The organism is Streptomyces sp. NPDC059906 (genome assembly GCF_042730645.1).
In the GTDB taxonomy this organism is placed as follows: domain Bacteria; phylum Actinomycetota; class Actinomycetes; order Streptomycetales; family Streptomycetaceae; genus Streptomyces; species Streptomyces rubrogriseus.
In genome coordinates this window covers 207,323-231,229 of record NZ_JBHWKU010000005.1, presented here as the reverse complement: position 1 = coordinate 231,229, position 23,907 = coordinate 207,323, and the positions used below count along the sequence as shown (strand labels likewise).

The following is a 23,907-nucleotide window of genomic DNA, read 5'->3' as shown; positions in this document are numbered from 1 at the left end:
AGTAGGCGCGGCACCACATCAGCGTGTCAGTCGGGCACCGCGCCCAGGGTAGATCGCCGACCCAGCCCTCAGAGTCGCTGCTGAATCAGGTTCACCGCATCAGGAGCCACGTAGATGGTGACCATCGCAATAGACAGGCTCAGCGTATAGCGAAATGCTCGGACGCCAGCCACTGCAGTTTCGAGCCAGTTGCGGCCGATCTCACGGCTCACCGTGACGTACGCGAGAGCCACGACCAAGCCCAACAGGGTCACCACGATCACTGCAACGATTCCGTACATAAGTCCCTTCCCGATGCCAGAAGGGAAAGGGCGTTCCAAGGCACGTCAAGGAAGGCACTTTCACCTTCCTTGACATTTCCTTGGCCCGCGGGCACGTAACTGCCTCGCCACCGTGAGTTAGGTTATGGCGTCCCTCCCACAATTTGCAACTTGATCACCGCTACCCCTCAGGGAACCTCACTCACCGGGAGCAGGCGACTGCCCTCCCTGCATCCCGCCTTCAAACCGAGGCGAGTTGGACGTCAGTCAGGGTATGGGGCGGGCCTAGCGCCCTTACAACGGCGTACGGACAGCACACGGGCTCACAGGCTCGCATCCCCCTCCGTTGCAGCCTTGCCGGCACCAAGCGGCCGACAAGGTCGGACCAGAGTCCGAATTGACTCACAGAGCATCTTTCGAAGGCGTGATCGGCGTGCCAGACTTACGGCATGGAGGCAAAACGGACCACGGGAAGTTGATCCAGTCATCGGTCCGCTTCCACACGTACTCGCACTGGACGAGGGAGTGGGACTTCTCATAGATCACCGCGCTGCGGACCTCGGCGACCGTGTCGAGGCAGAAGTCGCGCACCAGCTTGAGCGTCTTGCCGGTGTCGGCGACGTCGTCGGTGATCAGGACCTTCTTGTCGGAGAAGTCGATGACGTTCGGGACCGGCGCGAGCATGACGGGCATGTCGAGGGTGGTCCCGACCCCGGTGTAGAACTCCACGTTCACGAGGTGGATGTTCTTGCAGTCCAGCGCGTACGCCAGCCCACCGGCGACGAAGACGCCCCCGCGGGCGATGGACAGCACTATGTCCGGCTCGTACCCGTCGTCGGCGACGGCCTGCGCCAGCTCGCGCACGGCGACGCCGAACTGCTCGTAGGTCAGGTTCTCCCGAACATCACTCATGCGCGCGTCCCGCTCATCCTGCTCATCACTGGCTTCATACCTGGGTCCGATGGAAATTGAGGAAGGACCGGGAGGCGGTCGGCCCCCGCTGGCCCTGGTAGCGGGAGCCGTAGCGCTCACTCCCGTACGGGTGCTCGGCCGGCGAGGTGAGCCGGAACATGCACAGCTGCCCGATCTTCATCCCCGGCCACAGCTTGATGGGGAGGGTCGCGAGATTGCTCAGCTCCAGCGTCACGTGCCCGGAGAATCCCGGGTCGATGAACCCGGCGGTGGAGTGCGTGACCAGCCCGAGCCGCCCGAGCGAACTCTTCCCCTCCAGCCGCGAGGCGAGATCGTCCGGCAGCGAGACGACCTCGTACGTACTGGCCAGCACGAACTCGCCGGGATGCAGGATGAACGGCTCGTCGCCGTCGGGCTCCACGAGCCGGGTCAGATCCACCTGCTCGACGGAGGGGTCGATGTGCGGGTACCGGTGATTCTCGAACACCCGGAAGTAGCGGTCGAGACGCACGTCGATGCTCGACGGCTGCACCATGGAGTCGTCGAACGGATCGATCCGCACCCGCCCGTTGTCGATCTCGGCCCGGATGTCCTTGTCTGAGAGAAGCACGCACCGAGGATACGCAAGACGCGCGGAGCAGCGACAACCGCCGCCGCGCCGCGCGCCCGAACCCGCTCTGCGCCCGTGCTACCGCTTCTCCGCACCCACGGGCACGGCACTCCGCAGCCGCGCACACCGCGGACATCGGACGAGCCGACCGGGGCCGAGTCGATCGGCCTGCTGCATCGGGAACGAGGTGGCGGTGAACACGTGCCCATCGGCACAGCGGACGACGGTGCGCTCCATCAAGTCCTTCAAGTCCCTTCCCCAAGAGCCGCGTCTGGCTTCCTACCCTGACGACAAAAGCCACAGTACGGGATGAAAGAGACGACTCTCCAGGCGGCACTCCGCCCGCAGGCACACCCTCCGCGGGGCCCCCACGGTACGCCCCAACTCCGAGCCGCCGCAGCCGCACGCCCACCCCGAAACGACCATCGGCCCCACGGCGCGAACACCGGGGGCCGGGCATGAGGTAGAGTGAGCGAGCGTCCAGGCACCGACCACCGTCGGCGTCTTACGCGGGTGTAGTTTAGTGGTAGAACATCAGCTTCCCAAGCTGAGAGTGCGAGTTCGATTCTCGTCACCCGCTCCATGAAGAAGGCCCAGGTCATCGACCTGGGCCTTACTTGTTGTCTAGTCCATTTTGGGGGCACCGTGCCCTCCGCGTGCCCTAAGTGCAGGCCAGCCCCGAGCCCTTCCTGCGACCCTTCAGGCGCCATCTAGGGAATTACCGTCGACAGACATCCCACAGCTTGAGACGCATTTCATGTGACCTGGGCCACCATTACTGGAAAAGTCTGCGAAGTTGCGCGAGCAAAGCTCAGGTTGGGCCGCGACTGCATGGCCTTGCCTGGGCTCCCCCAGGTCAGGCGGGAAACAGCTCGAGGATACGGGCAACTCGCCCCCAGCCAGCCACCAGCGTCGCGGCGAGAACCGCCGCTCCCAGGGTCAGCCACGGGCGCACGTCCTCGCCGACCCCCATCGACGGCAGGACGTGTGCGGCGCCGGCTGCCGCAGCCATGGCCGCGAGGATCGTCATGACGACGTGAGCTGACTCGCGCCAGGTGTTCCGCAGACGCGACACCGGCCTGACGTCTTGGAGCAGCTCGGCGGGCAGGAGCGCTGCCTGTCGGCCGCACAAATGGCTATCAGCAATGACGAGCTGGAGCCGGGCCAACTCCGTCAGTGCGGGCTCCGGGTCGACGTCCACCTGATGCAGCGACGCGCGCTGGGCCCCGGCGACCAGCGCGGCATGCCGCTTGATCAGCCGCAGCCTAGAGGAGCGCCGCGGAACCGAACCGGCGATGCTGTGCACCTTGAACAAGCGCTTCTCGACCTGCCGGCAGCTCTGGTCCAGATGCCGCAGCGCCCTGGACCTGCCGCGGCCACGAGGCGCAGTGCGCGCCTTAGCGCTGGCCACGACCGCATCGATCACTCCCAGGACCAGTCGGTACCGAGCGGTCGAACTCCATCGCATGGCCCAGAACACAGGCCAAAGGACCAAGCCGGACATGACTGCGAGCATGACTAGCCAATCGAGCATGCCCAAGGTCGCAGCGTCGTCGCCCATCCGATGAAAGTGCGCCATCGCCCGCGTGCCCCATTCCGAGTCCAGGCGTGAGACACCAGCATCCGCCAGTGCGAGCAAGACGCGCCACCCCACCCACGCGGCAATCCAGCCCCCACCGACTCCGAGGGCACAGGCTGCCCAGTTCGGGCGCCACGATCCGAGAACGCCCCGAACCTTCGAAGCTTCCTCCAGCGGGATATCCAACTTCTCCAACGCCGCGTCCAGTTCTCTCTTCCGCGTTCCGGCCCAGCCACTGCGCTGGCCAGATCTCCGGAGCCGGAGCCGATGGCGAGCCCACAGGCGTACCGCCCAACGCTGCAGACGTAAGTCGTACGACGCCACCCGATCCCCCACCTCAGCTGTGCTCACGTCGCGCGGATTCGCAGTATCTACCATTTGATCCACCATCGCAGAGCAACGAGTCGATGCGGCGGTTGTTGTGGAGTAGCACTGCATCGGCTGGCGCCGCGCCGGCCTGTTGGTCCGCACAGCCCGCGTCGTGCCCCCGATCGCCAGGCCAGCGGCACCAAGGCCACGATCCACCCGGGTCGCTCGAGCGCTTACGCCCTCCGGCAACTGGTCGGCGAAGCAGGGCGCTCTGCACGAACCTGCGCATCGATGCCACTCGCGAGCTTCCGCTGATGCTTCGCCGTCGAATGCTGATAGATCAGCTGGGCCCGCTCCGAGGACTGGCCGGCGCGCACCATGAGGTCCTTCAGCTTGGCGCCGGTGTCGGCTGCGAGGGTGTTGCCGGTGTGCCGGAGGTCGTAGAAGCGGAAGTGGTCGGGCAGCCCCACCTTCGTCCTGGCCTTGCGCCACTTCCGTCCGAACGTCGAGCGGCGGAATGGGGCGCCCTTCTCCCCGACGAAGAGGAGACCGTCCGGCTCCTTCTCGGCGAACCACTGCACGTGGCGACGCAGCTCGGGCAGGAGGAAGTCGGGCAGGTACACGGTGCGCTTGCCCGCGCGCGACTTCGGGTCACCGGTGACCCTCCTGCCGTTCGTCAGCTCCGGGGACGCCTGCGTGATCCGCACGGAGCACTCGTCGAGATCGACACTGCGACGGCGCAGTTCCGCCAGCTCCTCCGGGCGGAGCGAGGCGAAGGCGCCCAGGAGGACCATGAGGCGCCAGCGCGGGCCCATGGCATCGGCCAGGTCGAAGACCCGTTCCACTGTGGCGGTCGGTCGCTCGTCGGCCTCCTCCCTGCCGGCGCCCTTGATGCGGCACGGGTTGGTCCGCAGGAGGTCATCGTCGACGGCGGTCTGGAGGATTGCCTTCAGCAGCCGGTACGACTTGGCGACCGTTGTGGCACCGGTTGCCCTGAGCCGCTCGGCTCGCCAGGTGCGGACGGAAGGTGGCGTGACCTCGTCCAGGTTCTTGCCGCCGAAGGTCGGCAGGAGGTGCAGACGAAGCAGGCCGTCGTAGCGGTCGGCGGTGGTCGGGGCAAGGCCGCGCTCCTCCACCCAGCGAAGGGCGTACTTCTCGAAGTTGATCGCGCCGGCGTCCGGGTCACGCCAGTGGTCGAGTTCGATGTCGGCGCGGACCAGGTTCAGCCAGTCCTGCGCGTCGGTCTTCGTATCGAAGGTTTCGGGGGCCTTGTGACGCTGCCCGTCGGGTCCCAGGTATCGAGCCTGCCATCGGCCTGACGGGAGCTTGCGTACGGTGCCGAACTCCCGGCGACGCTGAGGCTTGCGTGCCGGCATCAGGCGGCCCTCCCGTACCGGGCGCGGGAACGGCGGGTCGGCTCGACCGTGCGCGCCTCGATGTACTCGGCGACGGCACTCTCGGGGACGCGCACCGGGCGCCCGAGCTTGACGTAGCGGATACGGCGCTCGGCGATGAGGCGGCGGATGAACCTCTCTCCGGTACCGAGCTGTTCGGCGGCTTCGGCCACTGTCAGGAGGCGGTCAGACATACCTGATCGCCACCTCTCGGCTGCGCTGCGGGGAGAGACGGGCAGGGCGTATCGCGGATCGGTGCAACGGCGAGGGATCCTCACTGGGGACGAAATGGAGCGGACACGGCGTGGAGAGGTCGGCGTCAACCGGTCGCGGAGTCCTGGAGAAGGGTGCGAGCCGAGACGCGCAGTGCCTGCGCGAGGGCGAGCAGATCATCGATGTCGCAGCGGCGCTGCGCACGTTCGATGCGGGACAGCATCGTGTTGGACATCGGCCGGCCGAGGGCGGTGACGCGAGCGGCCAGCTCTCGCTGGGCCAGTCCGCGCTCGGTTCGGAGGTTCTCGATAGTGCGGGCGGTCCTTTTTCCGGCTGGGCCGATTTCCAATGAACGTGCTGCCATGTCTCCAATTCTCGGATGCATTCGCCGGTTTGGTTAACCGGCGATCGTCGGCTATGTTGCGCTCTCCGTGCGCCGCAGCTCACGGCGGGTGTTGTGTTGTAGCTTCGCTTCGCGCAAGGCGTCAACGGTTTCTGGATGTGATCCTTCTGGCTCGACAACCAGAGCAACTTTTTGGTCAACCGCCGATCGTGCCCTACCGTTTTATCCCCGGCCGCCTCCGGAGAGGATTCCAGCGTCACCCTTTCTGCCGTCAGAGATTTGGCAGGATAGGGCTGGACTTCTGTCGCCCGGATGTGGCTATGTTGACGACGCCCCGAAGGCGCACCCTGCTCCCTGCAAACCTCGCGCCACGGCCGGCCTTCCCCTCTCCCCGCCCCGTCACGATCGACGGTGGCCGATGCATGCTCGCTCACCGGCCGCCGAGTAAGGGAACCTGCTCTTGGCACGCATCCGCACGATCAAACCCGAAGCCTTCGTCTCCGAATCACTCGCCGCCGTCACCCTCACCGCCGAGCGCACCTTCTTCGGTCTGCTCACCCAGGCCGACGACCAGGGGCGCTCTCGCGACCACGCGGCGATCATCGCCGGGCAGCTGTGGGTTCTGCGCCCGGAGCACACCCCCGCCGAGGTCGAGAAGGACCTCGCCCAACTCTCGGACGCCGGCCTGATCTGCCGGTACAAGGGGCCGGACGACAAGCGCTACCTGCACGTCGTCACGTGGCACAAGCACCAGAAGATCAACCGTGCCAGCAAGAGCCGCATCCCCGGCTGCCCTCACCACGGCCCTGCGACCGGCGCCCCGGACCCGACCGAGGCGATCGCCGTCACGGAAGCCGCCCCGACGACGTCGCACGGAGCCGTCCGGGCCGATGCAACGAACCCTCACGGAGGTCTCCGTGAGGAGGCACGGGACACTCCCGAGTCCTCAGCGAGTGCGGGCCCAGTCAGTAAACCCGCAGGCCAAGCGGCATTCAGTGAGCCGTACCTGAAGCAGCACGGAGGCGATCGTAAGGCTTCAGTGACACCTCACGGTCCGGATCTAGGACCTAGGATCGTGGATCTAGGATCTACCCCTTCGGGGGGCGCGAGCGCCCACGCACCGGACAGCGTCTCGGCGAATCAGCTCATCGCCGAGTACACCGCCGCGTGTCCCCACCGCCCGCCCCAGGGAGTCCTGGGCCATCTCGGCCGCGAGGTGCGCAAGCTGCTCGCCGAGGGCATCGATCCCGACCACATCAGGGCAGGACTCACCCGTCACCGGGCCAAGGGCCTGCATCCCAGCGTGCTGCCGAGCCTGGTGCACGAGGCCATGAACGCCGCACCCGCGCCCGTCGTCCACAGGGCGTGGACAAACCCCGCCGATGTCGAAGCCGCCTATGGAGAAGAGCTCTGACCTCCACCCTCACTCGCGAACCCCGGCACGTCGGCCCTCTCGCCGAACGCCTGAACGGCATCCTGGCGGGCCGCGGCATCGATCCCCGCACCGTAGCGGCGGAGCCGCCCACAGAGCCCGTCACCGCCCTGGAGCTGGCCGATGCCCGCATACCCGCCCGCTACCGCCGGGCCCTCGCCGACCACCCCGAAATCACCGCCTGGGCCGACCAGATCGCTCATGCCGGACGCCCCGGTCCCAGCGGGCCCGGCATCGCCGAAGGGCCATCGCTGCTGATCGCCGGCCCCACCGGCACCGGCAAGACGCACCAGGCGTACGGAGCCGTCCGCGCCCTCCTCACCCGCGGCGTCCGGCTGCGCTGGGAAGCCGTCACCACCGCCGACCTGTACGCCCGCCTGCGCCCCCGTGCCGGCCACGACGCCGAACGCGACCTCCAGACCCTGGCGCGGAGCCCGCTATTGCTCCTGGACGACCTGGGCGCGGCCAAGACCAGCGAGTGGACCGAGGAGCTGACCTACCGGCTCATAAACCACCGGTACGAGCACCTGCTCCCCACCCTCATCACCACCAACCTCCCGACCGCCGAGCTGCGCACCGCCCTCGGCGACCGGGTCGCCTCCCGCCTCGCCGAGATGACGGAACGGGTCGTTCTCAAAGGCCCCGACCGGCGACGCCATCGGCCCGCCTGAACTGCACCCATGTGGTCCCGGCGTGGTCGTCACCGGGCGGGGACCGGCCGCGGTCCCGTCGCGGACCGGGGACTGGGGACCGGGGACCGGGGACCGGGGAGCAATCGTGCGGGGACCAGACACGTCCCGGTTCGGGGACCGTGACCGACTGAGGTGGGGACCGGTCCCGTGAAACTGAGGACGGTCCCCACCCGTTTTGGGGACCGGTCCCGGACGGTCCCGCGACAGACGGGGTCCAACCCTCGGCATAGCTGCAGGTCACTGCCGATGTGGCAGCGCATAAGGCTCCCTGACACATGGCCTGAAGTCGATCGCCGAGACCGTGCCCACCGTGTCCCCATCTTCTCGGGACCAGGAGGTCAGGGGACCGGGGACAGGCAGCGCGGTCCCGAACGTGATGAGTCGGCCGGGCGGGACGCGGTCCCCACTCGTCCGCTCAGGAACGCGGACCTCAACACACATGGTCCGGGACCGTCCCAGCCCTACTGCTGCAACACAGTCTTCGCCACAGAGCACCACCCCGGAGAGCACCCATGCACCAGGCACATCACCACAATCCCGACAACACCGGTCAGGAAAGCACCACCCCGGCCCCCGACAGCGCAGCAAGTTGTCGGGTAAGGAGTCCTTACCCGCCCGCCGCCTCTGGAGCGGCGAAGGTGTCCGGCGCGGGGGCACCGGGCACGGCCGGCCTTGGGGAGCCGTCCAGGGAAGGGGCCATCGCGACGCCTTCGCACACCACGCAGCAGCCCTCGCCGCGTCGCCGACTGCGTCAGACGCGCCTGCGTGAGCGCCGCGTTCATCCTCGCTACAGCGATCGTGAGTTTGCCGATCTGCAGCACGCCGCCGCCATCAGCGGGATGGCGATCGGAGGCTACGTCGCCGAGGCGTCACTGGCCGCTGCCCGTGCCGAAGACCCCGCGTCAGCCGTCGCCGACTACCGGTCGATGGTGAAGGCTCTGATGGCCGCCAACCGGCAGCTCGGTGGCGTCGGCAACAACCTCAATCAGCTCGCCTGGCACCTCAACAAGGACGATCCCTGGCCTCAGCTCGATGCGGTCCGCAGCCTCCTGGAGCGCGTCGAAGCGGCCGTCGCACATGTCGACAGTGCCGTTGCGCAAGTCGTCGAGGGTAGGTGAGCCGGTGATACCGAAGATCATTCTGGGCAAGGGCAGCACCCGCCGCCTGATCGCCTATCTCTTCGGCAAGGGGGCGGCGAACGAGCACGTCGACCCGCACGTGGTCGCTTCCTGGAACGGCTTCGCGCCGGATCCAGGTCGTAGCCCGCACCGAGCCCCCAAGGATGTGGAGAAGCAGCTCTCCACACAGCTTGACCAGCCCGTCGCCATGCTGGGCCACCAGGCGCCCAAGACGACCGTCTGGCATTGCCCGGTCCGTGCCGCCCCCGAGGACCCGATCCTGACCGACACGCAGTGGGCTGAGATCGCCCGTCGGGTCGTGGCCGCCGCCGGTATCGCTCCAGCGGGGGACGCCGAAGGCTGCCGCTGGGTCGCGGTGCGCCACGCGGACGACCACATCCATATCGCCGCCACCTTGGTGCGCCAGGACGGCCGTCGCCCCCGCCGTGATCACGACATCCGAGCCGTCCAGCGCGAGGCACGCAGGATCGAGAAGGACTTCGGACTGAGACGGCTGAGGCCCGGCGACGGTACCGCCGCCAAGCGCCCCACCAGCAAGGAGCACTTCAAAGCCAAGCGCCTGGGACAGGATGCCACGGCACGGGACGTTCTGCGCACGCGCGTACGCCGGGCCATGGCCGCCGCCTCCTCCGAAGCAGAATTCTTCACATTCCTGCAGGCCACGGGCGTGAAGATCCGCGCTAAGACGGCGCCGTCCGGCGATGTGACCGGCTACAGCGTCGCCCTGCCCGGTGACGTCAACAAGCAACAAGAACCGGTCTGGTACTCGGGCTCAACGCTCGCCGGCGACCTCTCACTGCCGAAGATCCGCCAACGCCTCGACCCGACTACCCCAGAGCCTGTCGTCGGTCGGCCGACCAACCCGTGGCATCAGGCCACCGCCGCCACCGAACGCATCCTCCACCACCTCACGCACAGCACCGACGATGTGGCCCAAGGACAGATGGCAGCTCTCGGCGCGGCCCTCGACCTGCTCCCCATGGCGTCCCCGGCCGAGGTGCGAGGCGAACTCGAACAGGCGGCCGTCGCGTTCGAGCGGGCGACCCGTTCCCGCATCGCCGCCGACCACGCCAGCGCTCGCGCCCTGCGCCGCGGTGTCCAAGCGATCTGGAACGAGCCGACGCGTCATGGGGACGGTGCAGGCCTGGCGATGCTGCTGGACGCCGCGCTCACCGCTGTTGCCTATGCCATGCACTGGCACCGCACCCGTCAGCACGCCCAGCAGCAGGCAGCCGCCGAAGACACCCTGGTCCGCTTGCAAGCCGTGTACACCCAGGTCTCGGAGCCAGTCCTCGTCACCCTGGCCACCCGAGCCCCGAGCCCGCAGGCCAAGAACCGGTACGCCTACCACCTGCGGCAGGCCGTCCCCGAGCACGCCGAACGCATCCTTGGCGACCCGGCCTGGAACTCCCTCGCCACCGTCCTCGCCGAGGCGGAAGCCACAGGCCACAACGCTTCCGCTCTCCTGGACCAGGCACTCACCCAGCGCACTCTTGACGACGCCCACAGCCCCGCCCGCGCGTTGACGTGGCGCATCCGGCGCCTCGGTGAGCGCCACGTTCCGGGCCCACGAGCCCAGGCAGCGAAGGCACGCCACATCACGGGATCTGGTGTTGCCCCATCTCCGCCGCGTCATCCTGGTCAGCGGCGTTGATCAAGAGCCTCGGCTTCAGCGAGGAGGCGCGAGGCGGGGTGGCCGTACGCTCGGCACACCGCAGCGAGCATGGTCACCGTCGGGTCGGTCACCGCCCGTTCCATCCGTGACAGCGTCGAACGGCTGACACCACTGCGCCGTTCGACGTCGTACACGGACCAGCCACGTTCGGTCCGCAGGGCGAGGAGCAGGCGGGCCAGTTCGGCCTTGATGCACGTAGTGCCGCCCGCGGGGTCCGATTCCTCCGTCGGCGATGTGGCTGGCGAGCCCGGCTCCTTCAGCGATCTGCCGCAGTTGCTACGAGTCGATGACGAGTGGCCGGCCTCCTTCGAGCCGACCGGACCAGTAGCGGTCGGCTTCGTCGCGCGAGGCCCGGACCGAGATGACGAGCCGCTGGGAGACGTTGTTGCGGTCACGGATGCTGAGGGCTCCCTGGACGGTGGCGGTCCGATGCTCCGCGTTCCAGTCGACCGAGCCGATCGCGGGCACGCCGAGCCATACGAGGCTGCTGCGAACGTCGTCGCTGGTGACCCGCGGCGGGACGGCAGAGGCACACCGTGTGCGCTGGTCGGCCGGGCAGTGGTTTGCGGCGCAGGTCGGGCTGGCGTGAACTCCGTGGATGTCGGAGCGCCGCAGTACGTGAGCCAGTGCGCAGGAGTTGGTCTGGTAGATGGGGTGGTCGGGGTAGCGGGTGGGGAGAGTCTCCAGAACGTCCCAGGTCTGGCGTGGCCACACGGCGTCCGCCGATTCGAGGGGGAGATCCTCGGAGCCGAGTGCGGGCCACAGCTCGGTCATCTGCTCACGGGCACCTCGTTTGACCTTCAGGCCCACTGCTACGGTGCAGGTCGAGTAGCGGGCAGCCCAGTCCAGGACACGGGTGATGGTTTCGGGGGCGGCGTTCGCCGGCATCAGCGGGCGCCAGTAGTGGATCACGGGAATGCCGCGCACATGCAGGCGCGGGAACGTGGCGCGCAGCGCCTCGTGGTCGATGCCGCGCTCGATGTCCGGCCCCAGGCCCGAGTAGCTGAGGTACACGATGACGGGGACACCGGCAGCCCGTGCGTCGGAGATGGCGTCGGCGACCTCGTCCGTGACGGCGCACTTCGTGATCAGGCACACCGGGTTGCGTAAGCCCATGGCGACCAGTTCGCCGAGCAGGGCGACGAGGTGCGCTCGGGTACGCGGCGTCGACAAGGCGTCGGTGCAGGTGTAGAGGGCGAGCACGGCGTGCGGGTGGAAGAAGGGGCTGGCCTTGAGCAGCTCGGCCGTCTGTCGCGGGGTCGCCAGCTCGGTCGGTTTGACGAGGGTCTGCGCGCGGTCGCGCAGGTAGCAGTAGCCGCACGCTTTCGGGCAGCCCTGGACCGGATTGACCGCCAGCCAGGTTTCGTGCTGGTCGATGACGGGTTCCCAGATGCGTTGCGTCGGCAGGCTCGGAACAGGAATGCGCACGGGCTGGGTCCTCTCGGGCCGGATCCACGCTGCCCGCCCGGCTTGCACGGGCAGGCGACGCGGATGGTCAGACGGGTTGGGTGGTGATGCGCGCGCCGACAGCGGTCAGCTTGGCGACGGGCTCCTCGTAGCCGCGTTCCAGGTAGCGGGTGCCGCTGATCGTGCTGGTGCCGTCGGCGACCAGGGCTGCGAGGACGTAGCCGAAACCGGCGCGCAGGTCGGGGATGGTCAGGTCGGCGGCCTTGAGCTTGCTCGGGCCGCTGATCTTGGCGGTGTGCAGGAAGTCGCGGTTGTGCCAGCGGCAGGCGGAAGCTCCCAGGCACCGGGTGGTCAGCTCGATCTCGGCTCCCATGGCACGGCTGAGCTGTTCGGCGTAGCCGAAGCGGTCCTCGTAGATGGTCTCGTGGACGACGGAGGTGCCGTTCGCCTGCGTGAGCAGGACGGTGATGGGCTGCTGCCAGTCGGTCATGAACCCGGGGTGGACTCCGGTCTCGATGTCGGTGGCCCTCAGCTCCCCGCCTCGGAAGAACTCCAGGCCATGTTCGGTTTCGGTGAAGTCGCCGCCGATGTGGCGCAGGACGTTGAGGAAGGTGATCAGGTGGTCCTGCCGGGCGCCGCGTACTTCGATGCGCCCGCCCGTCGCCACAGCCGCTGCCGCGAACGAGGCGATCTCGATGCGGTCGGCCACGGTGCGGTGCTCGACGCCGCGGAGCGCTTCGACGCCGACGACGGTGAGCGTGCGGTCGGTGTCGATGGTGATGAGGGCGCCCATCTTCTGGAGCATCAGCACCAGATCGACGATCTCGGGTTCGACGGCCGCGTTGGAGATCACTGTCGTCCCCTTGGCGAGGACCGCTGCCAGGAGCAGGTTCTCCGTGGCCCCCACCGAGGGGAACGGCAACTGAACGTGCGCGCCGGTGAGCCGGTTCGCGCTGACCTTCACGGAGCCCGGGCGGTCGACGGTGTCGGCGCCCATCTGATGCAGTCCTTGGAGGTGGAAGTCGATGGGGCGCTTCCCGATGGTGCAGCCGCCGGGCAGTGGCACCACCGCCTCGCCACGACGGTGCAACAGCGGTCCCATCATCAGGATGGGAATCCGGTTCACGCCCGAGTACATGGACGACAGCGACGTGCTCATGGCCTTCGGCGTGTGCACCCGTACGGTGTGCTCGCCGAGCCAGATCACCTCGGTGCCCAGCTCGGCGAGCATGCCGAGGACGATGTCCACCTCCAGGATGCGTGGCACGCCGTGCAGCACACAGGGTTCGTCGGTCAGTAGCGTGGCGACGAGTTCCTTGGTTACGGCGTTCTTCGCCCCGGATGCCTCGACTGTGCCGCGCAGCGGTACTCCGCCGGTGATGCGGTAGGCGTGGCGGTCAGTGGCCATTGGACGCCCCTTGAAGGTCCCTCTATCCATCTCGTGATGTTTCCTGTCTCGCTAAGTCGGTGACCGGAGACGGAAAACAGTAATTTACCTAGATCGAATCCCGTCTCGTGAGATACGACGATACTGGTGTGGTCATGGTTGCACCGTCGTGACTCCGCCGTTCGGCCCGATACAGGCGATTGGGGTAGATGGTTCCGCCCGTCAGTTGCGCCTGGAGCAGGGCGGTGCGGGAGGTCTCTTCCAGGCGCAGCATCAGGTCGGCGGTCTCCTCCAGGTGCCGGCCAACGGTGAACGCGCCGTGGCGGTAGAGGGTGAAGGCGAGCCCGTGGCGTATCAGTTCGTCGGCGCGCGGGGCGATGATCTCCTCCAGTTGCGGGCGGTACGCCAGCAGGTTGACGGCGGCCACGTCCGGGCGCTGCACCATGCCCTCCGGCAGGTCCAGCGGCACCGGGTCAGCCAGGAACTCGGCTTTCACCGTGCTGTCGTCGGCGTGCAGGCAGGGGATCTCGCCGAAGGTGTCGGCGCGGTTCGTCACGCTCGGCACGGGCAGCCCCAGGGACGCGAAGGCCAGGGTGTAGGGAGCGTGGGCGTGCACGATCGCCCCGGCGCGGGGCAGCATCCGGTACAAGTCCAGGTGGGTGGGAGTGCCGGACGCGCCCAGCCCGCCGGTCTGCTCGACGATCGCTCCGTCGGGCGCGAGGACGACGAAGTCACGGACGCTCACCTTCCAGCGGTCGAAGGCGAGCCGGGTGCAGGACATGAGCACATTTCCGTCCGGGAGACGTACCGACACCGCGCCGCCGGCCGGGTTGAGTACGTCCCAGGCGAGCAGGTCGTCCACGATGCGTGCGAGGTGCTGACGCTCGGGTTCGTAGAGCATGACGTGACTCCTTCACGTGTCGAGCTGGAAGCCGGCGCCCGGTAGGCGAACGGCGCTATGCGGGGGAATCCACGCCGTGGGGACGGTGACTCCCGCGTGCAGGACGGCCCCGGCACCGACGACAGCTCCGGGGCCGAGAGTGACGCGAACACCTGCGCGGACGCCGCTCGCGACGATCGCTCCCCACTTCGGCTCACCGGTGTCCACCCGGCGGCCGTCCGGCAGGGCGAAGTGGACGGGCCGCGAGGGGTGGAGCATGTCGGGGTTGGACAACACGCAGACGCCGATGACGAGGCCGGAGGCAAAGTAGGCGTCGCATCCGATGACGGCGCATCCGATGGTCGCCCGGTGCGACAGGACGCTGCCCCGGGCGAGGACGCTGCGGGAGACCTCGCAGCCGTACCCGATGTGGACGTCTGCCGAGACGACCGTCCGGCCGCGCACGGTCGAGTACTCGTGGACCCGGGCTCCGGGACCGATCACCACGTCGTCGTGCACATTGGCCAGCGGTGAGATGTAGGCGCTCGGATGAATGCGCGGACGACCGTCCAGGGCCTTGTCGACGAGGTCGTAGACCGCCCCGGCGACGTCGCCGATCTCCACGATGGGCCTGCTGTCCAGAGCGTCGACACCCCAGTCCTTGAGGAGGGGGTCGTCGCCCAGGCGCAGGACCTCGCCGAGAAGAGGGCCGGGGGCCGTCACGGCGCTGCTGCCAGAGAGCGCGGCGCCTGACCCATCACCAGCGTCAGATACTGGGCGGCGCAACGCCCCGGGGTGTACCAGGCTTCGGCCAGCGCTCGGGCCGCCCTGCCCATCCTGGCCAGTGCCTCGCGGTCGAGCAGTGCGTCGGTGAGGGCGGCCACGAGATCCCACGGGTCGTCGGGGTCGTAGACCATGCCGGTCAAGCCGTCCAGGACGAGTTCGGGGCTGGCTCCGGCCTGGGGCACCAACGCAGGGATCGCGGCCCCGGCCGCGTCGATGACGGCGCGGCCGAAGCCCTCCTGCACGGCGGCGGTGGCCAGCAGGTCGTATCCGGTGAGTCGCTGAGGGAGATCGTCGGCGTAGCCCACGAAGCGGACGGGGGCCGCGAGTTCGCGCGCCAGGGTCTCCAGCTCGGCCTGGTGAGAGCCCGCCTCGCCGAACACGTCGAGCCGCACCGCCGTGGACAGGCGAGGGTCGGCGACCGCGCGCACGAGGTGGTCCGTCCGCTTCCACGGCACGGTACGGGCAACGGAGGCGATGAGGAGTCGCCCCGTGGCCGGTCGGGTGCCGTCGGGAACGGTGGCCGGGATGGCGACGCCGTTGTGGATGGTGCTCACGTACCGGGCTCGCGGGGCGTGGACGCGGAACGCGGCAGACGACGCGTGGGAGATGCCCACCCACACGGGCACGGAGGACAACAGATCCCACGGCAGGTCGCCCACGGTTCGCTCAACCATGGAGCCGGTGCCTGGGTCGATCACCCGGAGCACCTGGTCGGCGTTGACCACGTGCCGGATGACTGGGATGACCCGGGCATGGGGCGCCAGAGCCACGTCCGCTGCTGCGGTGCGGTGGTTGGAGATCACTACTACGGGACGGTCGTCGGCCGGCGCGCAGGCACGGACGAACGCCTGCTGGTAGGCGCCCCAGTCCGAGACCTCGTGTACGCGGGCGGGGGTGCAGCGGCCGGCGGCCGGGCCGCCCCGGCGCCACCACACCACCTCCACGCTGGGCACCAGCCTGGACAGGTTGTCCGCCAGCTCGGCGACGGAGTTCTCCGCTCCTCCGCGGGCGGTGGTCACCCAGGTAAGGACGACGTGCGGAATCACGACTGCCTCCTTCAGGGGAAGCTCTGCAACGGGATGGGATGTGCCTAGCTGCTGACATGACGGCACCACGGCTCGGCTCGGCGTGGAGATCGACTGTCAGTACGTGCAGTCGGTGTGCAGGCTCTGCACACCGGACCTACCGGGTGGGAGAGCCGAGGTGGAGGCTGAGCGCCGAGTGAGGGACCGGCGAGGGTCGGCACCGATCCACCGCCCGGCGGAGCGGCTTCGTGGGAACGAGCCGGTCACTCGCGCACGGGCGGAGCCAGTACGGTCCGGGAGACGCGCGACTGCTGAGAGCAGGCAGCGTGATCGTGTGCGGGGCTCCGACGCACACCGCGTGGTCATGCGGCTCCCACGCCTCCGCCGAACCGGGCGGGACCAGCCAGTAGAGCCAGCCACCGCCCGGATCATCGATCACAGGCCCGCAGCCTCGCTGGACCTCGTCCATCAACACGGCCACGGCGTGCCCCTCGACCCCGCCTCCCGTGACTACGACATCGAAGAGATTGCCTCCGAGCGGGACCCGAGTGCCTCGCCCCGTATCGAGGTCGAGCAGAGCGCGGACGCGAGCGGCGAGATCCGCCATGTCTTCAGCCACGGGGTCATCGGGGACGTTCGCGTCGACCAGCTCCGGAACAAGCCGGAACGCCGTGCGGGCGGTGGTCACGGTTGCACCGGCCCGGGCGCCATCGTGGCGCGCACGGTCTTGCCCTGGTGCTCCGGCGAGAGGAAGCAGGTCACCACCGCGCCGAGCCGGCGTACCTCCCACAGGCCGCGCCCTACGCCGCCCGCCTGTGCCCTGTCGAAGTCGGGAAACGACGGGTTGGGATCACGTACGTCGATGACCAGATGCTCGGCCTCGTCGAGCCGCAGATCAACCGTGACCCGCTGGTCGAAGCGGTCGCCAACGCCGTGCTCGACACCGTTCTGCACGAGTCGGCCGACCACGTCCGAGGCCGCGTGGACCGAACCCTGCCACCCCATGACCGTGAGTCCGGTGCGAGCGATCGTCCGGGCTCGGATCGCGGCGCTGCCGTCACCCGGCAGGCTGATGGTGGGGTACCGCCTCGATACCGGCACAGGTGGAGGGTTGGTTGCCAAAGGGATGTCGCCTCCTTGGTGGAGCGAGAGGGTGCACCAGGTCGTCGCACCGTCGGAACTGACTCCCCAGGCGTCAGCCATGGCATGGACGAGGAAGAGGCCACGGCCGGCCTCCTCGTGTGGAGCGGCATGCCGAAGCACTGCGAGGTTCGCGGAACCGTCCCGCACCTCGGTCACCAGGTCAGCAGCGGTGAGATAGAGGCGGTAGCGGATCTCCGCCGCCTGACCGTGCCGGAGGGCGTTGGTGACCAGTTCGGTCGTCAGTAGCTCCTCGGGCGTCACCAGGTCGGGCCGCTTCCAGCGGTGCAGGGCCGCCCGCACGACCCGGCGGAGACGGCCGGGCCACAGGGCGTCTCCATCGGTGATGCCGCCAGGCACCGAGGCCGGGTCTCGGGCGATGCAGAGTTCATGCCCCGCCCGCGCCCCGAGCGGCCTGGTGGCATCAGCGTGCGTGTGCGTCGCGGTCGAAGACATACCTGTACCTCCGGGAGCTCACGGGGATCGTGCGAGAGCACGGCAGGGCAGCGGATTCCACCTGGGCCAGTCACGCTGTGCTGCGGCTCAACTACTGTGTTGCACGGAAGAGTTGCCATGCAATGGCGCATGCAATTTTCACGGCAGATGGCATATGCGATGGAACGGACCCTTGTCTGTGCAAGCGGAACCGGGGCTGGCAGACTCCCGACCTGGGCATCGGCAAGGGGCACTTGGGGCCGACTGGGCCAGGCTCGGGGAAGCTCGAACCGGACTCGGGGACGGTCGGACCCAGCCCGACCGGAGTGTGCCCTCGGCATGACACGAGAGGAAGGCCAGTGGCCGCACCGAAGGGACCGACCAGCCGGCGGGTGCACATGGGCAAAGTGCTCGCCAAGATGCGAGAAGACCTCGGTATGCGCCGAGAGGACGTCGCCTCCGCCCTCGGCTTCTCCGCCGAGAAGCTGTGGCGCGTCGAGAGGGGCAGGACCAGCCTCCCGAACCCGAAGGACCTCAAGGACCTGCTCGCCCACTACGGCGTGGACGACCACGAGGTCGTCGACAGCCTCCTGATCATTCACCGGGAGTCCCTGCAAGAGGGCTGGTGGGTGCCCTACACACCGCACCTGACCAAGGGCATGCGCGAGTACGTCGGGATGGAGACCGACGCGGTGTCCATCGCGGCCTGGCAGCCCTCACTGGTCTTCGGCCTTCTCCAGACGGAGAACTACGCCCGCGAACTACTCCTGTCCGCGAAAGCCGTGGACGAGACGACCACCGAGTTCATCGACGCCAACGTTTCCTTGCGCATGGAGCGCAAGGCGCTCATCACCAAGGCCGAGCCCCGGGACCTGTGGGTCATCATGGGCGAGGACGCTGTCCGCAGCACGATCGGCAGCCGGGAGGTGATGGCCGAGCAGTACGAGGAGATCAAACGCCTTGCCTCGTCGGACCACGTCACCGTGCAGATCCTGCCCGCGGCCTCCACCGGCTACCGGGCCAGTCAGAACTTCGCGGTCCTGGACATGGGCGAGCCGCTGGGACGGATCGTCCAGGCCGACCAGCCCGGCGGGCAGGCCAGCGTTACTGACAAGAGGCCCGACGTCGGCAAGTACTCCCGCAGGTTCGACGCCCTGCGGGCCGCAGCGCTCGCACCCCACGAGACGCCGCGCTTCCTCGATGAAGTCCAACGGGATCTCGAAAGAAAGTTGACACCGTGACCACTACCCACACGAAGGCTGCAGACCTGGCCTCCGAGTGCGCCTGGTTCAAGTCCTCCTACAGCAGCGGCGCGGAGGGGAACTGCCTCGAAGCAGCCGACCTGGCGACCGACATCGTCATACGCGACTCGAAGGACAAGAAGGGCCCCGGGCTCGTGTTCCCGAAGACGTCGTGGGCCGCTTTCACGGCCGGCGTCCGCGCCGACGCACTCGGGACACGTCTGAGCGCCTGACCCGCGAGCTGCCGCGATGCCCATGGTGGCTCTCCTCGGACGAAACGAGGCGGGCCACCGTGGGCGTACGCCGGCTTCCAGCACGGCCGGACAACGACGCGGCGCGCTGTGTGGGTGACGTGCCGACAGCCCGGACACTCCACTCGTGCCGCATGCAGATGATGCACACGCCATCGACGAAGTACTCGCCCGACCCCTACGGTTGGGGCCCCGTTCAATGACCGTTCGGGAGGGCTGATGCTCATCACCGAGTTAGGTGTCTGGTCCTCCCCGGAGGCCCGGAACCTGGCCGAACAGCGTGATCCCGGCGGGCTCATCCGACTCGGCCGACGACACCGAGGGTGGCGCCAGACCGATCTCGGTTCCCGAATCGGCTGCTCGGCCTCCACCGTGTCCCGACTGGAAGGCAGCGGGCGCATCGCCGACATGCGCCTGCTCCGGGCCGCCGCCGCAGCGGTCGGTCTGCCCTCAGCGCTGTTGGCGGCTGCCTGCGGTTTCGTCACCTTCGCGGCGCCCACCCGCACTAGAGTGACGGCGGACGTTCCCCGTGACGCCGAGGAGGACCCGATGCGCCGCCGTACGCTGCTCGCCGCCGCGGGGACGGCCATGCCGGCCTCTCTGCTCCTGGCCGTCGACGACGCCCTCGCCGACACCCCCGCACCCTCCGGGAGCACGGTGCCGACCGATGCCCGGCTCGCCCACGCGCGCCGACTGTTCGAGGCAGGGCAGCATGCCGTCCTGCTCCGCGAACTCCCGGGCCTACTGGGCGACGCACACAACGCCGCGCGCTCCCGCTCCGACCTGGACCACGCCCGCCTTTCCGCCTGCTACACCCTGGCCACGCAAGCCCTGGTGAAAATCGGCCGATACGACAGGGCTCGCATCACGGCCGATCGCGCCACGACGTACGCCTCTCTGTCCGGTTCGCCTCTGGCAGCCGCCGCCGCAGCCAGGGAACTGGGGGTCGTCCTGCGTCACCAGGATCAGGCAGCCACCGCACAACGCCTCGTCCTGCGAGCCGCCGCCGATGTCGAAGCCACGGGCCTCGCCACCGAGGCCCAGGCATCTGCTTACACCCAACTGCTATGCACGACGTCGTACACGGCGGCAAGAGCGGGTGACCGCGGCCAGGCCCTGGACATGATCTCCGAAGCTCGGAACGCGGCACGTCGGCTACCCGCATCGCCGCCCGCAGACCGGCTGTTCCGGATCTCGCCGCCGGCGGTCGACCTCTATGCGGTTGGAGTGCACTGGGCCCTGGGTGACGCCGGCGCAGCACTCGAAGCCGGGCGGGGACTGCGAGCGGAACTCTTTCCCACGGCCGAGCGCAAGAGCCGGATGCACACCGACCTGGCCCGTGCCTGGTGGCAATGGGGCAAGCCCGAACAAACCGCCCAGGAGCTACTGGCAGCGCTACGGGTGAGCCCCGGAGAAGTTCGCGACCGGCCCGCAATCAGAGACATCGTGACCGCCTTGGGCTCGCGACACCCCCGCGCATCCGGTGTCCGAGACTTGACGCGGGCCGTGGCCTACTGACTCAGTCCCTGGCTGCATGTCCCATTTCGGGACGGGCCTCGTGTCCTGGCTCGGGACAAGCCCTTTGTCCCCTATCGGGACAGGCTTCCTACCCCACGGTTGCCGGGGCATTGACGGTGATCATCCGGCTGCGGCTCGATCGACCCTCCCGCCGTGGCTCGTTTCCGACCGCCGGGTCTTCGCTCAGCGCCAGTCGGAAACCGCCGCCAACAGGCCGGCGCCCACTGATACTCCCGCGAGGACCCAGAAGAGGGCAGGATACCCGCCGAGGGCTGCCGCGAGGGCAGCGCCGGCGAAGGGGGCGAGTGCGCCGGCGATCGTGACCGGTGCGGCAAGGAGGCCGGACAGCGTGCCGTAGTGGGCGGCCCCCCAGCGTTCCGTGACGGCGGTGGCCTGGAGCAGGGTGCGGTTTCCCCTGACCATGCCCGCGACGACGGACAGAAGCACCAGGAACAGGTACGGGCCAGGGGTCATCGCGAGGGACGCGGTGGTTGCGCTGCCGGCCACGATCAGAGCGACCGTGCGTGTGGTGACCGAGGTACGGCGCACGAGGGCGGAGTAGAGAGCGCGGCCGAGCGTCTGGCCTGCGCCGCCCAGCCCGAGGGCCCACGCGGCTGCCGTAGGACTCATGCCTCGCTCGGTCAGCAGTGGGACGAGTGCGATGACGACGGCGAACGTGGCGAAGCCGTTGAGGGTGAGCGCGGCTGTCAGCGTCAGGAACGGGCGGCTGCGGGCGACCGTTTTGCTGTCGCCGGCTTGTTGCTTGGTGTGGGCGGGCAACGGCGGCCATGGTGCGCGCAGTGCAAGGGCGTGGGCGGGGACGGTGACGAGCGCGAGGATCAGGGCGAGAAGTGCGTAGGTGTGTCGCCAGCTGAGGTGCTCGGCCAGCGCGGCCGTGAGAGGTGCGAAGACCGTCGAGGCCAGGCCGCCGGCCAGTGTGACCACGGTGAGCGCGCGGACTCGGTCCTCACCCCACCAACGGGTGACGGCGGCGAAGGCGGGCTGGTAGAAGGTCGCGGCCATGGCCAGGCCGGCCAGCAGACAGGCAGCCATGAACACGGTTAGGTTGGGCGCGTAGGCGAGGGCGAGCACGGCGGTGACGCCGAGAATCGAGCCCACGGTCATGACCGTACGTGGACCACGGCGGTCCAAGATGCGGCCGACGGGGATGCCTGCGAGGGCAGACACGATCAGAGCGACGGAGAAGGCGCCGGTAGTGGCGGTGGTCGACCAGCCGGTGTCGGTGGTGATCCGCGGGTTCAGGACGGGGAAGGCGTAGTAGACGATCCCCCAGCTGGTGATCTGGGTGGCACACAGGGCGGGGAGGGCGGCGTGAGGCCGTGACCGGTCCCCTGTTCCGGTCACGGCCTCACGGGTGTGCAGGTGGGTCATCGGCGGATCAGCAGCATCCGGCGGCGTCAGCCGCTTCCCTGGCGTCGGCGTCGGCAGGGCCTGCGCCGTGCTTGGCCAGGGTGTCGGCGTCGCCCTTGACCACGTAGACCTCCCAGGGCTCCTGGCCGGGGCCGTGGACCCAGACCTTGTCCTGCAGGGCGTAGCAGCAGGCCGTGTCGTTCTCCTCGGCCATCACCAGCCCTGCTGCGCTCAGCCGGGTGGCGGCGTGGACGGCTTCCGTGCTGTCGACCTCGACACCGAGGTGGTCCATGCGTGTCGCCGCGTCCGCCTCGCCTTCGATGAGGACGAGCTTGAGCGAGGGCTCGGCGACTGCGAAGTTGGCGTAGCCGTCGCGGAGCTTGGCGGGCTCGACGCCGAAGAGCTTCGTGTAGAAGGCGACGGACGCGGAGAGATCCGGTACCCGTAGGGCGAGTTGCACGCGGGACATGGTGAACCTCCTGGAACGGGAGTGGAGTTTCAGCAACCTCCGGAGGAGGCCGGGGCGCCGATGCCGATCTGGAGCGTGGCCGGGGCCGCATAGCAGCCGCCGCCCTCGTCGCTCTGCGCGGCGTCGGGCTCGTCGAACAGGCCCGCGCCGCCGCACACGCCGGTCTCCGGCAAGGTCAGCTCGACGCGTTCGGCCGCCTCGTGGTCGCCGGCGAGTGCAGCCGTGATGGAGCGGACCTGCTCGTAGCCGGTCATGGCGAGGAACGTGGGGGCGCGGCCGTAGGACTTCATGCCGGCCAGGTAGACGCCCTGCTCAGGGTGGGACAGCTCCTTGACGCCGTGCGGGTAGACGGTGCCGCAGGAGTGGACGTTCGGGTCGATCAGCGGGGCGAGTGCGGTCGGGGCCTGGAGGCGCTCGTCGAGGCCGAGGCGGAGTTCGGAGAGGAAGGAGAGGTCGGGGCGGAAGCCGGTCAGGACGATGATCTCGTCGACCGCGTCCAGGCGGCGGCCGTCCTCGGCGACCAGGATCAGCCGGTCGCCGTCCCGCTCGACCGCTTCCGTACGGAACCCGGTGACGGCACTCGCGTGCCCCTTCTCCACCGCCGCCCTGGCGCGTAGGCCGAGGGCGCCGCGGGCCGGGAGCTGGTCGGCCTCGCCGCCGCCGTACGTGGCGTCGCCGATGCCCCGGCGCAGGATCCAGACCGCGTGCGTGTCCGCCTCTTCCCCGGCGAGGTCGGCGAGGAGGGCGAGGGCGGTGAAGGCGGAGGCGCCGGAACCGACGACCGCCGTGCGCTTGCCGGCGTAGCGGGCTTGGACAGCCGGGTCCTTCAGGTCCGGGACGCGGTAGGTGATGTGCTCGGCCGTCTTCTTCTCACCGAGGGCGCGGATGCCGTTCGCGCCCATCGGGCTGGGCACGGACCAGGTGCCGGAGGCGTCGATGACGGCGCGGGCGGTGATCCGCTCCTCGCCGCCCTCCGCCGTCTCGATGTGCACGGTGAAGGGCTGCTCCTCGCGGCCGGAGTCGACGATCCGGTCGCGGCCGGCGCGGGCCACGCCGGTGACTGTCGCTCCGTAGCGGACCTTGTCGCCGAGGACGTCGGCGAGCGGCTGGAGGTACCGCTCGGCCCAGTCGCCGCCGGTCGGGTACGTCGTCCCGTCGGGGCGGACCCAGCCGGTGGGGGCGAGCAGCTTATCGGCGGCCGGGTCGGTGACCTCCGCCCACGTCGAGAACAGGCGGACGTGGGCCCACTCGCGTACGGCGGTGGCAGCAGACTGGCCGGTCTCCAGCACCAGGGGCTCGATGCCGCGTTCGACGAGGTGCGCGGCTGCGGCCAGGCCGACGGGACCGGCGCCGATGACCACAACGGGCTGCTGGTGGTCTGTGGTGGACACGCTGCTGTTGGACACGGCGACGACACTCCCTTTTGCTTCGACATCTGT

24 protein-coding genes and 1 tRNA gene are annotated in these 23,907 nt (G+C 68.9%); 8 read left to right on the top strand and 17 right to left on the bottom strand.

What is annotated here, in order from left to right; genetic code table 11:
• Window positions 1–68: 68 nt before the first annotated feature.
• From ACFV9J_RS10835 to dcd, 3 genes are all read right to left on the bottom strand, one after another.
• Window positions 69–263 carry a hypothetical protein gene (locus ACFV9J_RS10835; protein ID WP_385352652.1) on the bottom strand — a complete coding sequence of 65 codons (195 nt, stop codon included), beginning with the start codon at window positions 261–263 and terminating at the stop codon, window positions 69–71.
• Between the two features lie 399 nt (window positions 264–662).
• Window positions 663–1,172: a phosphoribosyltransferase gene (locus ACFV9J_RS10830; RefSeq protein ID WP_115742892.1), complete on the bottom strand. Its 510-nt coding sequence runs from the start codon at window positions 1,170–1,172 to the stop codon at window positions 663–665.
• A gap of 34 nt (window positions 1,173–1,206) precedes the next feature.
• Window positions 1,207–1,782: a dCTP deaminase gene (dcd, locus tag ACFV9J_RS10825; protein ID WP_109029314.1), complete on the bottom strand. Its 576-nt coding sequence runs from the start codon at window positions 1,780–1,782 to the stop codon at window positions 1,207–1,209.
• A 509-nt stretch (window positions 1,783–2,291) separates the two neighbouring features.
• Between dcd and ACFV9J_RS10820 the strand changes: the two genes are divergently transcribed.
• A tRNA-Gly gene (locus ACFV9J_RS10820) sits at window positions 2,292–2,365 on the top strand.
• Between the two features lie 273 nt (window positions 2,366–2,638).
• Here the strand turns inward: ACFV9J_RS10820 and ACFV9J_RS10815 are convergent.
• The 4 genes from ACFV9J_RS10815 to ACFV9J_RS10800 form a co-directional block, all read right to left on the bottom strand.
• Window positions 2,639–3,421 carry a hypothetical protein gene (locus ACFV9J_RS10815; RefSeq protein WP_385352650.1) on the bottom strand — a complete coding sequence of 261 codons (783 nt, stop codon included), beginning with the start codon at window positions 3,419–3,421 and terminating at the stop codon, window positions 2,639–2,641.
• 482 nt (window positions 3,422–3,903) lie between these two features.
• Window positions 3,904–5,046: a tyrosine-type recombinase/integrase gene (locus ACFV9J_RS10810; protein WP_385352648.1), complete on the bottom strand. Its 1,143-nt coding sequence runs from the start codon at window positions 5,044–5,046 to the stop codon at window positions 3,904–3,906.
• Window positions 5,046–5,258, bottom strand: coding sequence for a helix-turn-helix domain-containing protein (locus tag ACFV9J_RS10805; protein WP_385352646.1), 213 nt, complete (start codon window positions 5,256–5,258; stop codon window positions 5,046–5,048). The genes ACFV9J_RS10810 and ACFV9J_RS10805 overlap by 1 nt, the downstream gene beginning before the upstream one ends.
• Before the next feature lie 125 nt (window positions 5,259–5,383).
• Window positions 5,384–5,641, bottom strand: a complete 258-nt coding sequence (locus tag ACFV9J_RS10800) for a helix-turn-helix domain-containing protein (protein ID WP_385352644.1) — start codon at window positions 5,639–5,641, stop codon at window positions 5,384–5,386.
• A 439-nt stretch (window positions 5,642–6,080) separates the two neighbouring features.
• On the opposite strand from ACFV9J_RS10800, the gene ACFV9J_RS10795 reads away from it, so the two are divergent.
• From ACFV9J_RS10795 to ACFV9J_RS10780, 4 genes are all read left to right on the top strand, one after another.
• Window positions 6,081–7,034 carry a hypothetical protein gene (locus ACFV9J_RS10795; protein WP_385352642.1) on the top strand — a complete coding sequence of 318 codons (954 nt, stop codon included), beginning with the start codon at window positions 6,081–6,083 and terminating at the stop codon, window positions 7,032–7,034.
• A complete protein-coding gene (locus tag ACFV9J_RS10790; protein WP_385352908.1) occupies window positions 7,031–7,723 on the top strand; it encodes an ATP-binding protein in 693 nt (230 codons plus the stop codon). Before ACFV9J_RS10795 ends, ACFV9J_RS10790 begins: the two co-directional genes overlap by 4 nt.
• Window positions 7,724–8,256: 533 nt before the next feature.
• Window positions 8,257–8,862, top strand: a complete 606-nt coding sequence (locus ACFV9J_RS10785) for a plasmid mobilization protein (protein ID WP_385352640.1) — start codon at window positions 8,257–8,259, stop codon at window positions 8,860–8,862.
• Between the two features lie 4 nt (window positions 8,863–8,866).
• Window positions 8,867–10,537, top strand: a complete 1,671-nt coding sequence (locus ACFV9J_RS10780; protein WP_385352638.1) for a relaxase/mobilization nuclease domain-containing protein — start codon at window positions 8,867–8,869, stop codon at window positions 10,535–10,537.
• On the opposite strand, the gene ACFV9J_RS10775 is transcribed toward ACFV9J_RS10780, so the two are convergent.
• The 7 genes from ACFV9J_RS10775 to ACFV9J_RS10745 all read right to left on the bottom strand — a co-directional run bounded on the left by ACFV9J_RS10775 (window position 10,525) and on the right by ACFV9J_RS10745 (window position 17,639).
• A complete protein-coding gene (locus ACFV9J_RS10775; protein WP_385352636.1) occupies window positions 10,525–10,953 on the bottom strand; it encodes a helix-turn-helix domain-containing protein in 429 nt (142 codons plus the stop codon). The two genes, ACFV9J_RS10780 and ACFV9J_RS10775, sit on opposite strands and share 13 nt — an antisense overlap.
• A complete protein-coding gene (locus ACFV9J_RS10770) occupies window positions 10,835–11,986 on the bottom strand; it encodes a hypothetical protein (RefSeq protein ID WP_385352634.1) in 1,152 nt (383 codons plus the stop codon). The genes ACFV9J_RS10775 and ACFV9J_RS10770 overlap by 119 nt, the downstream gene beginning before the upstream one ends.
• Window positions 11,987–12,053: 67 nt before the next feature.
• Window positions 12,054–13,373, bottom strand: coding sequence for a UDP-N-acetylglucosamine 1-carboxyvinyltransferase (gene murA / locus ACFV9J_RS10765; RefSeq protein ID WP_385352632.1), 1,320 nt, complete (start codon window positions 13,371–13,373; stop codon window positions 12,054–12,056).
• Between the two features lie 88 nt (window positions 13,374–13,461).
• The gene (locus ACFV9J_RS10760; RefSeq protein ID WP_385352630.1) at window positions 13,462–14,253 is read right to left on the bottom strand and encodes a class II aldolase/adducin family protein; all 792 of its coding nucleotides are present in this window, start codon (window positions 14,251–14,253) and stop codon (window positions 13,462–13,464) included.
• 12 nt (window positions 14,254–14,265) lie between these two features.
• Complete coding sequence (locus ACFV9J_RS10755; protein WP_385352628.1) at window positions 14,266–14,955, bottom strand: hypothetical protein; 690 nt, start codon at window positions 14,953–14,955, stop codon at window positions 14,266–14,268.
• Window positions 14,952–16,064, bottom strand: a complete 1,113-nt coding sequence (locus ACFV9J_RS10750; protein ID WP_385352626.1) for a glycosyltransferase family 4 protein — start codon at window positions 16,062–16,064, stop codon at window positions 14,952–14,954. The genes ACFV9J_RS10755 and ACFV9J_RS10750 overlap by 4 nt, the downstream gene beginning before the upstream one ends.
• Before the next feature lie 663 nt (window positions 16,065–16,727).
• On the bottom strand, window positions 16,728–17,639 hold the full coding sequence (locus ACFV9J_RS10745; protein ID WP_385352624.1) for an ATP-binding protein: 912 nt from the start codon (window positions 17,637–17,639) through the stop codon (window positions 16,728–16,730).
• Between the two features lie 338 nt (window positions 17,640–17,977).
• On the opposite strand from ACFV9J_RS10745, the gene ACFV9J_RS10740 reads away from it, so the two are divergent.
• From ACFV9J_RS10740 to ACFV9J_RS10730, 3 genes are all read left to right on the top strand, one after another.
• Window positions 17,978–18,859 carry a helix-turn-helix domain-containing protein gene (locus ACFV9J_RS10740; RefSeq protein WP_385352622.1) on the top strand — a complete coding sequence of 294 codons (882 nt, stop codon included), beginning with the start codon at window positions 17,978–17,980 and terminating at the stop codon, window positions 18,857–18,859.
• The gene (locus tag ACFV9J_RS10735) at window positions 18,856–19,092 is read left to right on the top strand and encodes a DUF397 domain-containing protein (protein ID WP_385352620.1); all 237 of its coding nucleotides are present in this window, start codon (window positions 18,856–18,858) and stop codon (window positions 19,090–19,092) included. Before ACFV9J_RS10740 ends, ACFV9J_RS10735 begins: the two co-directional genes overlap by 4 nt.
• Window positions 19,093–19,329: 237 nt before the next feature.
• On the top strand, window positions 19,330–20,628 hold the full coding sequence (locus ACFV9J_RS10730) for a multiprotein-bridging factor 1 family protein (protein WP_385352618.1): 1,299 nt from the start codon (window positions 19,330–19,332) through the stop codon (window positions 20,626–20,628).
• 183 nt (window positions 20,629–20,811) lie between these two features.
• On the opposite strand, the gene ACFV9J_RS10725 is transcribed toward ACFV9J_RS10730, so the two are convergent.
• Genes ACFV9J_RS10725 through ACFV9J_RS10715 form a run of 3 tightly spaced genes read right to left on the bottom strand, consistent with a single transcriptional unit; the run spans window position 20,812 to window position 23,874 of the window.
• Window positions 20,812–22,020 carry an MFS transporter gene (locus ACFV9J_RS10725; protein ID WP_385352616.1) on the bottom strand — a complete coding sequence of 403 codons (1,209 nt, stop codon included), beginning with the start codon at window positions 22,018–22,020 and terminating at the stop codon, window positions 20,812–20,814.
• A 7-nt stretch (window positions 22,021–22,027) separates the two neighbouring features.
• Complete coding sequence (locus ACFV9J_RS10720) at window positions 22,028–22,468, bottom strand: ArsI/CadI family heavy metal resistance metalloenzyme (protein ID WP_385352614.1); 441 nt, start codon at window positions 22,466–22,468, stop codon at window positions 22,028–22,030.
• A 29-nt stretch (window positions 22,469–22,497) separates the two neighbouring features.
• A complete protein-coding gene (locus ACFV9J_RS10715) occupies window positions 22,498–23,874 on the bottom strand; it encodes an NAD(P)-binding domain-containing protein (protein WP_385352612.1) in 1,377 nt (458 codons plus the stop codon).
• Window positions 23,875–23,907 lie beyond the last annotated feature (33 nt).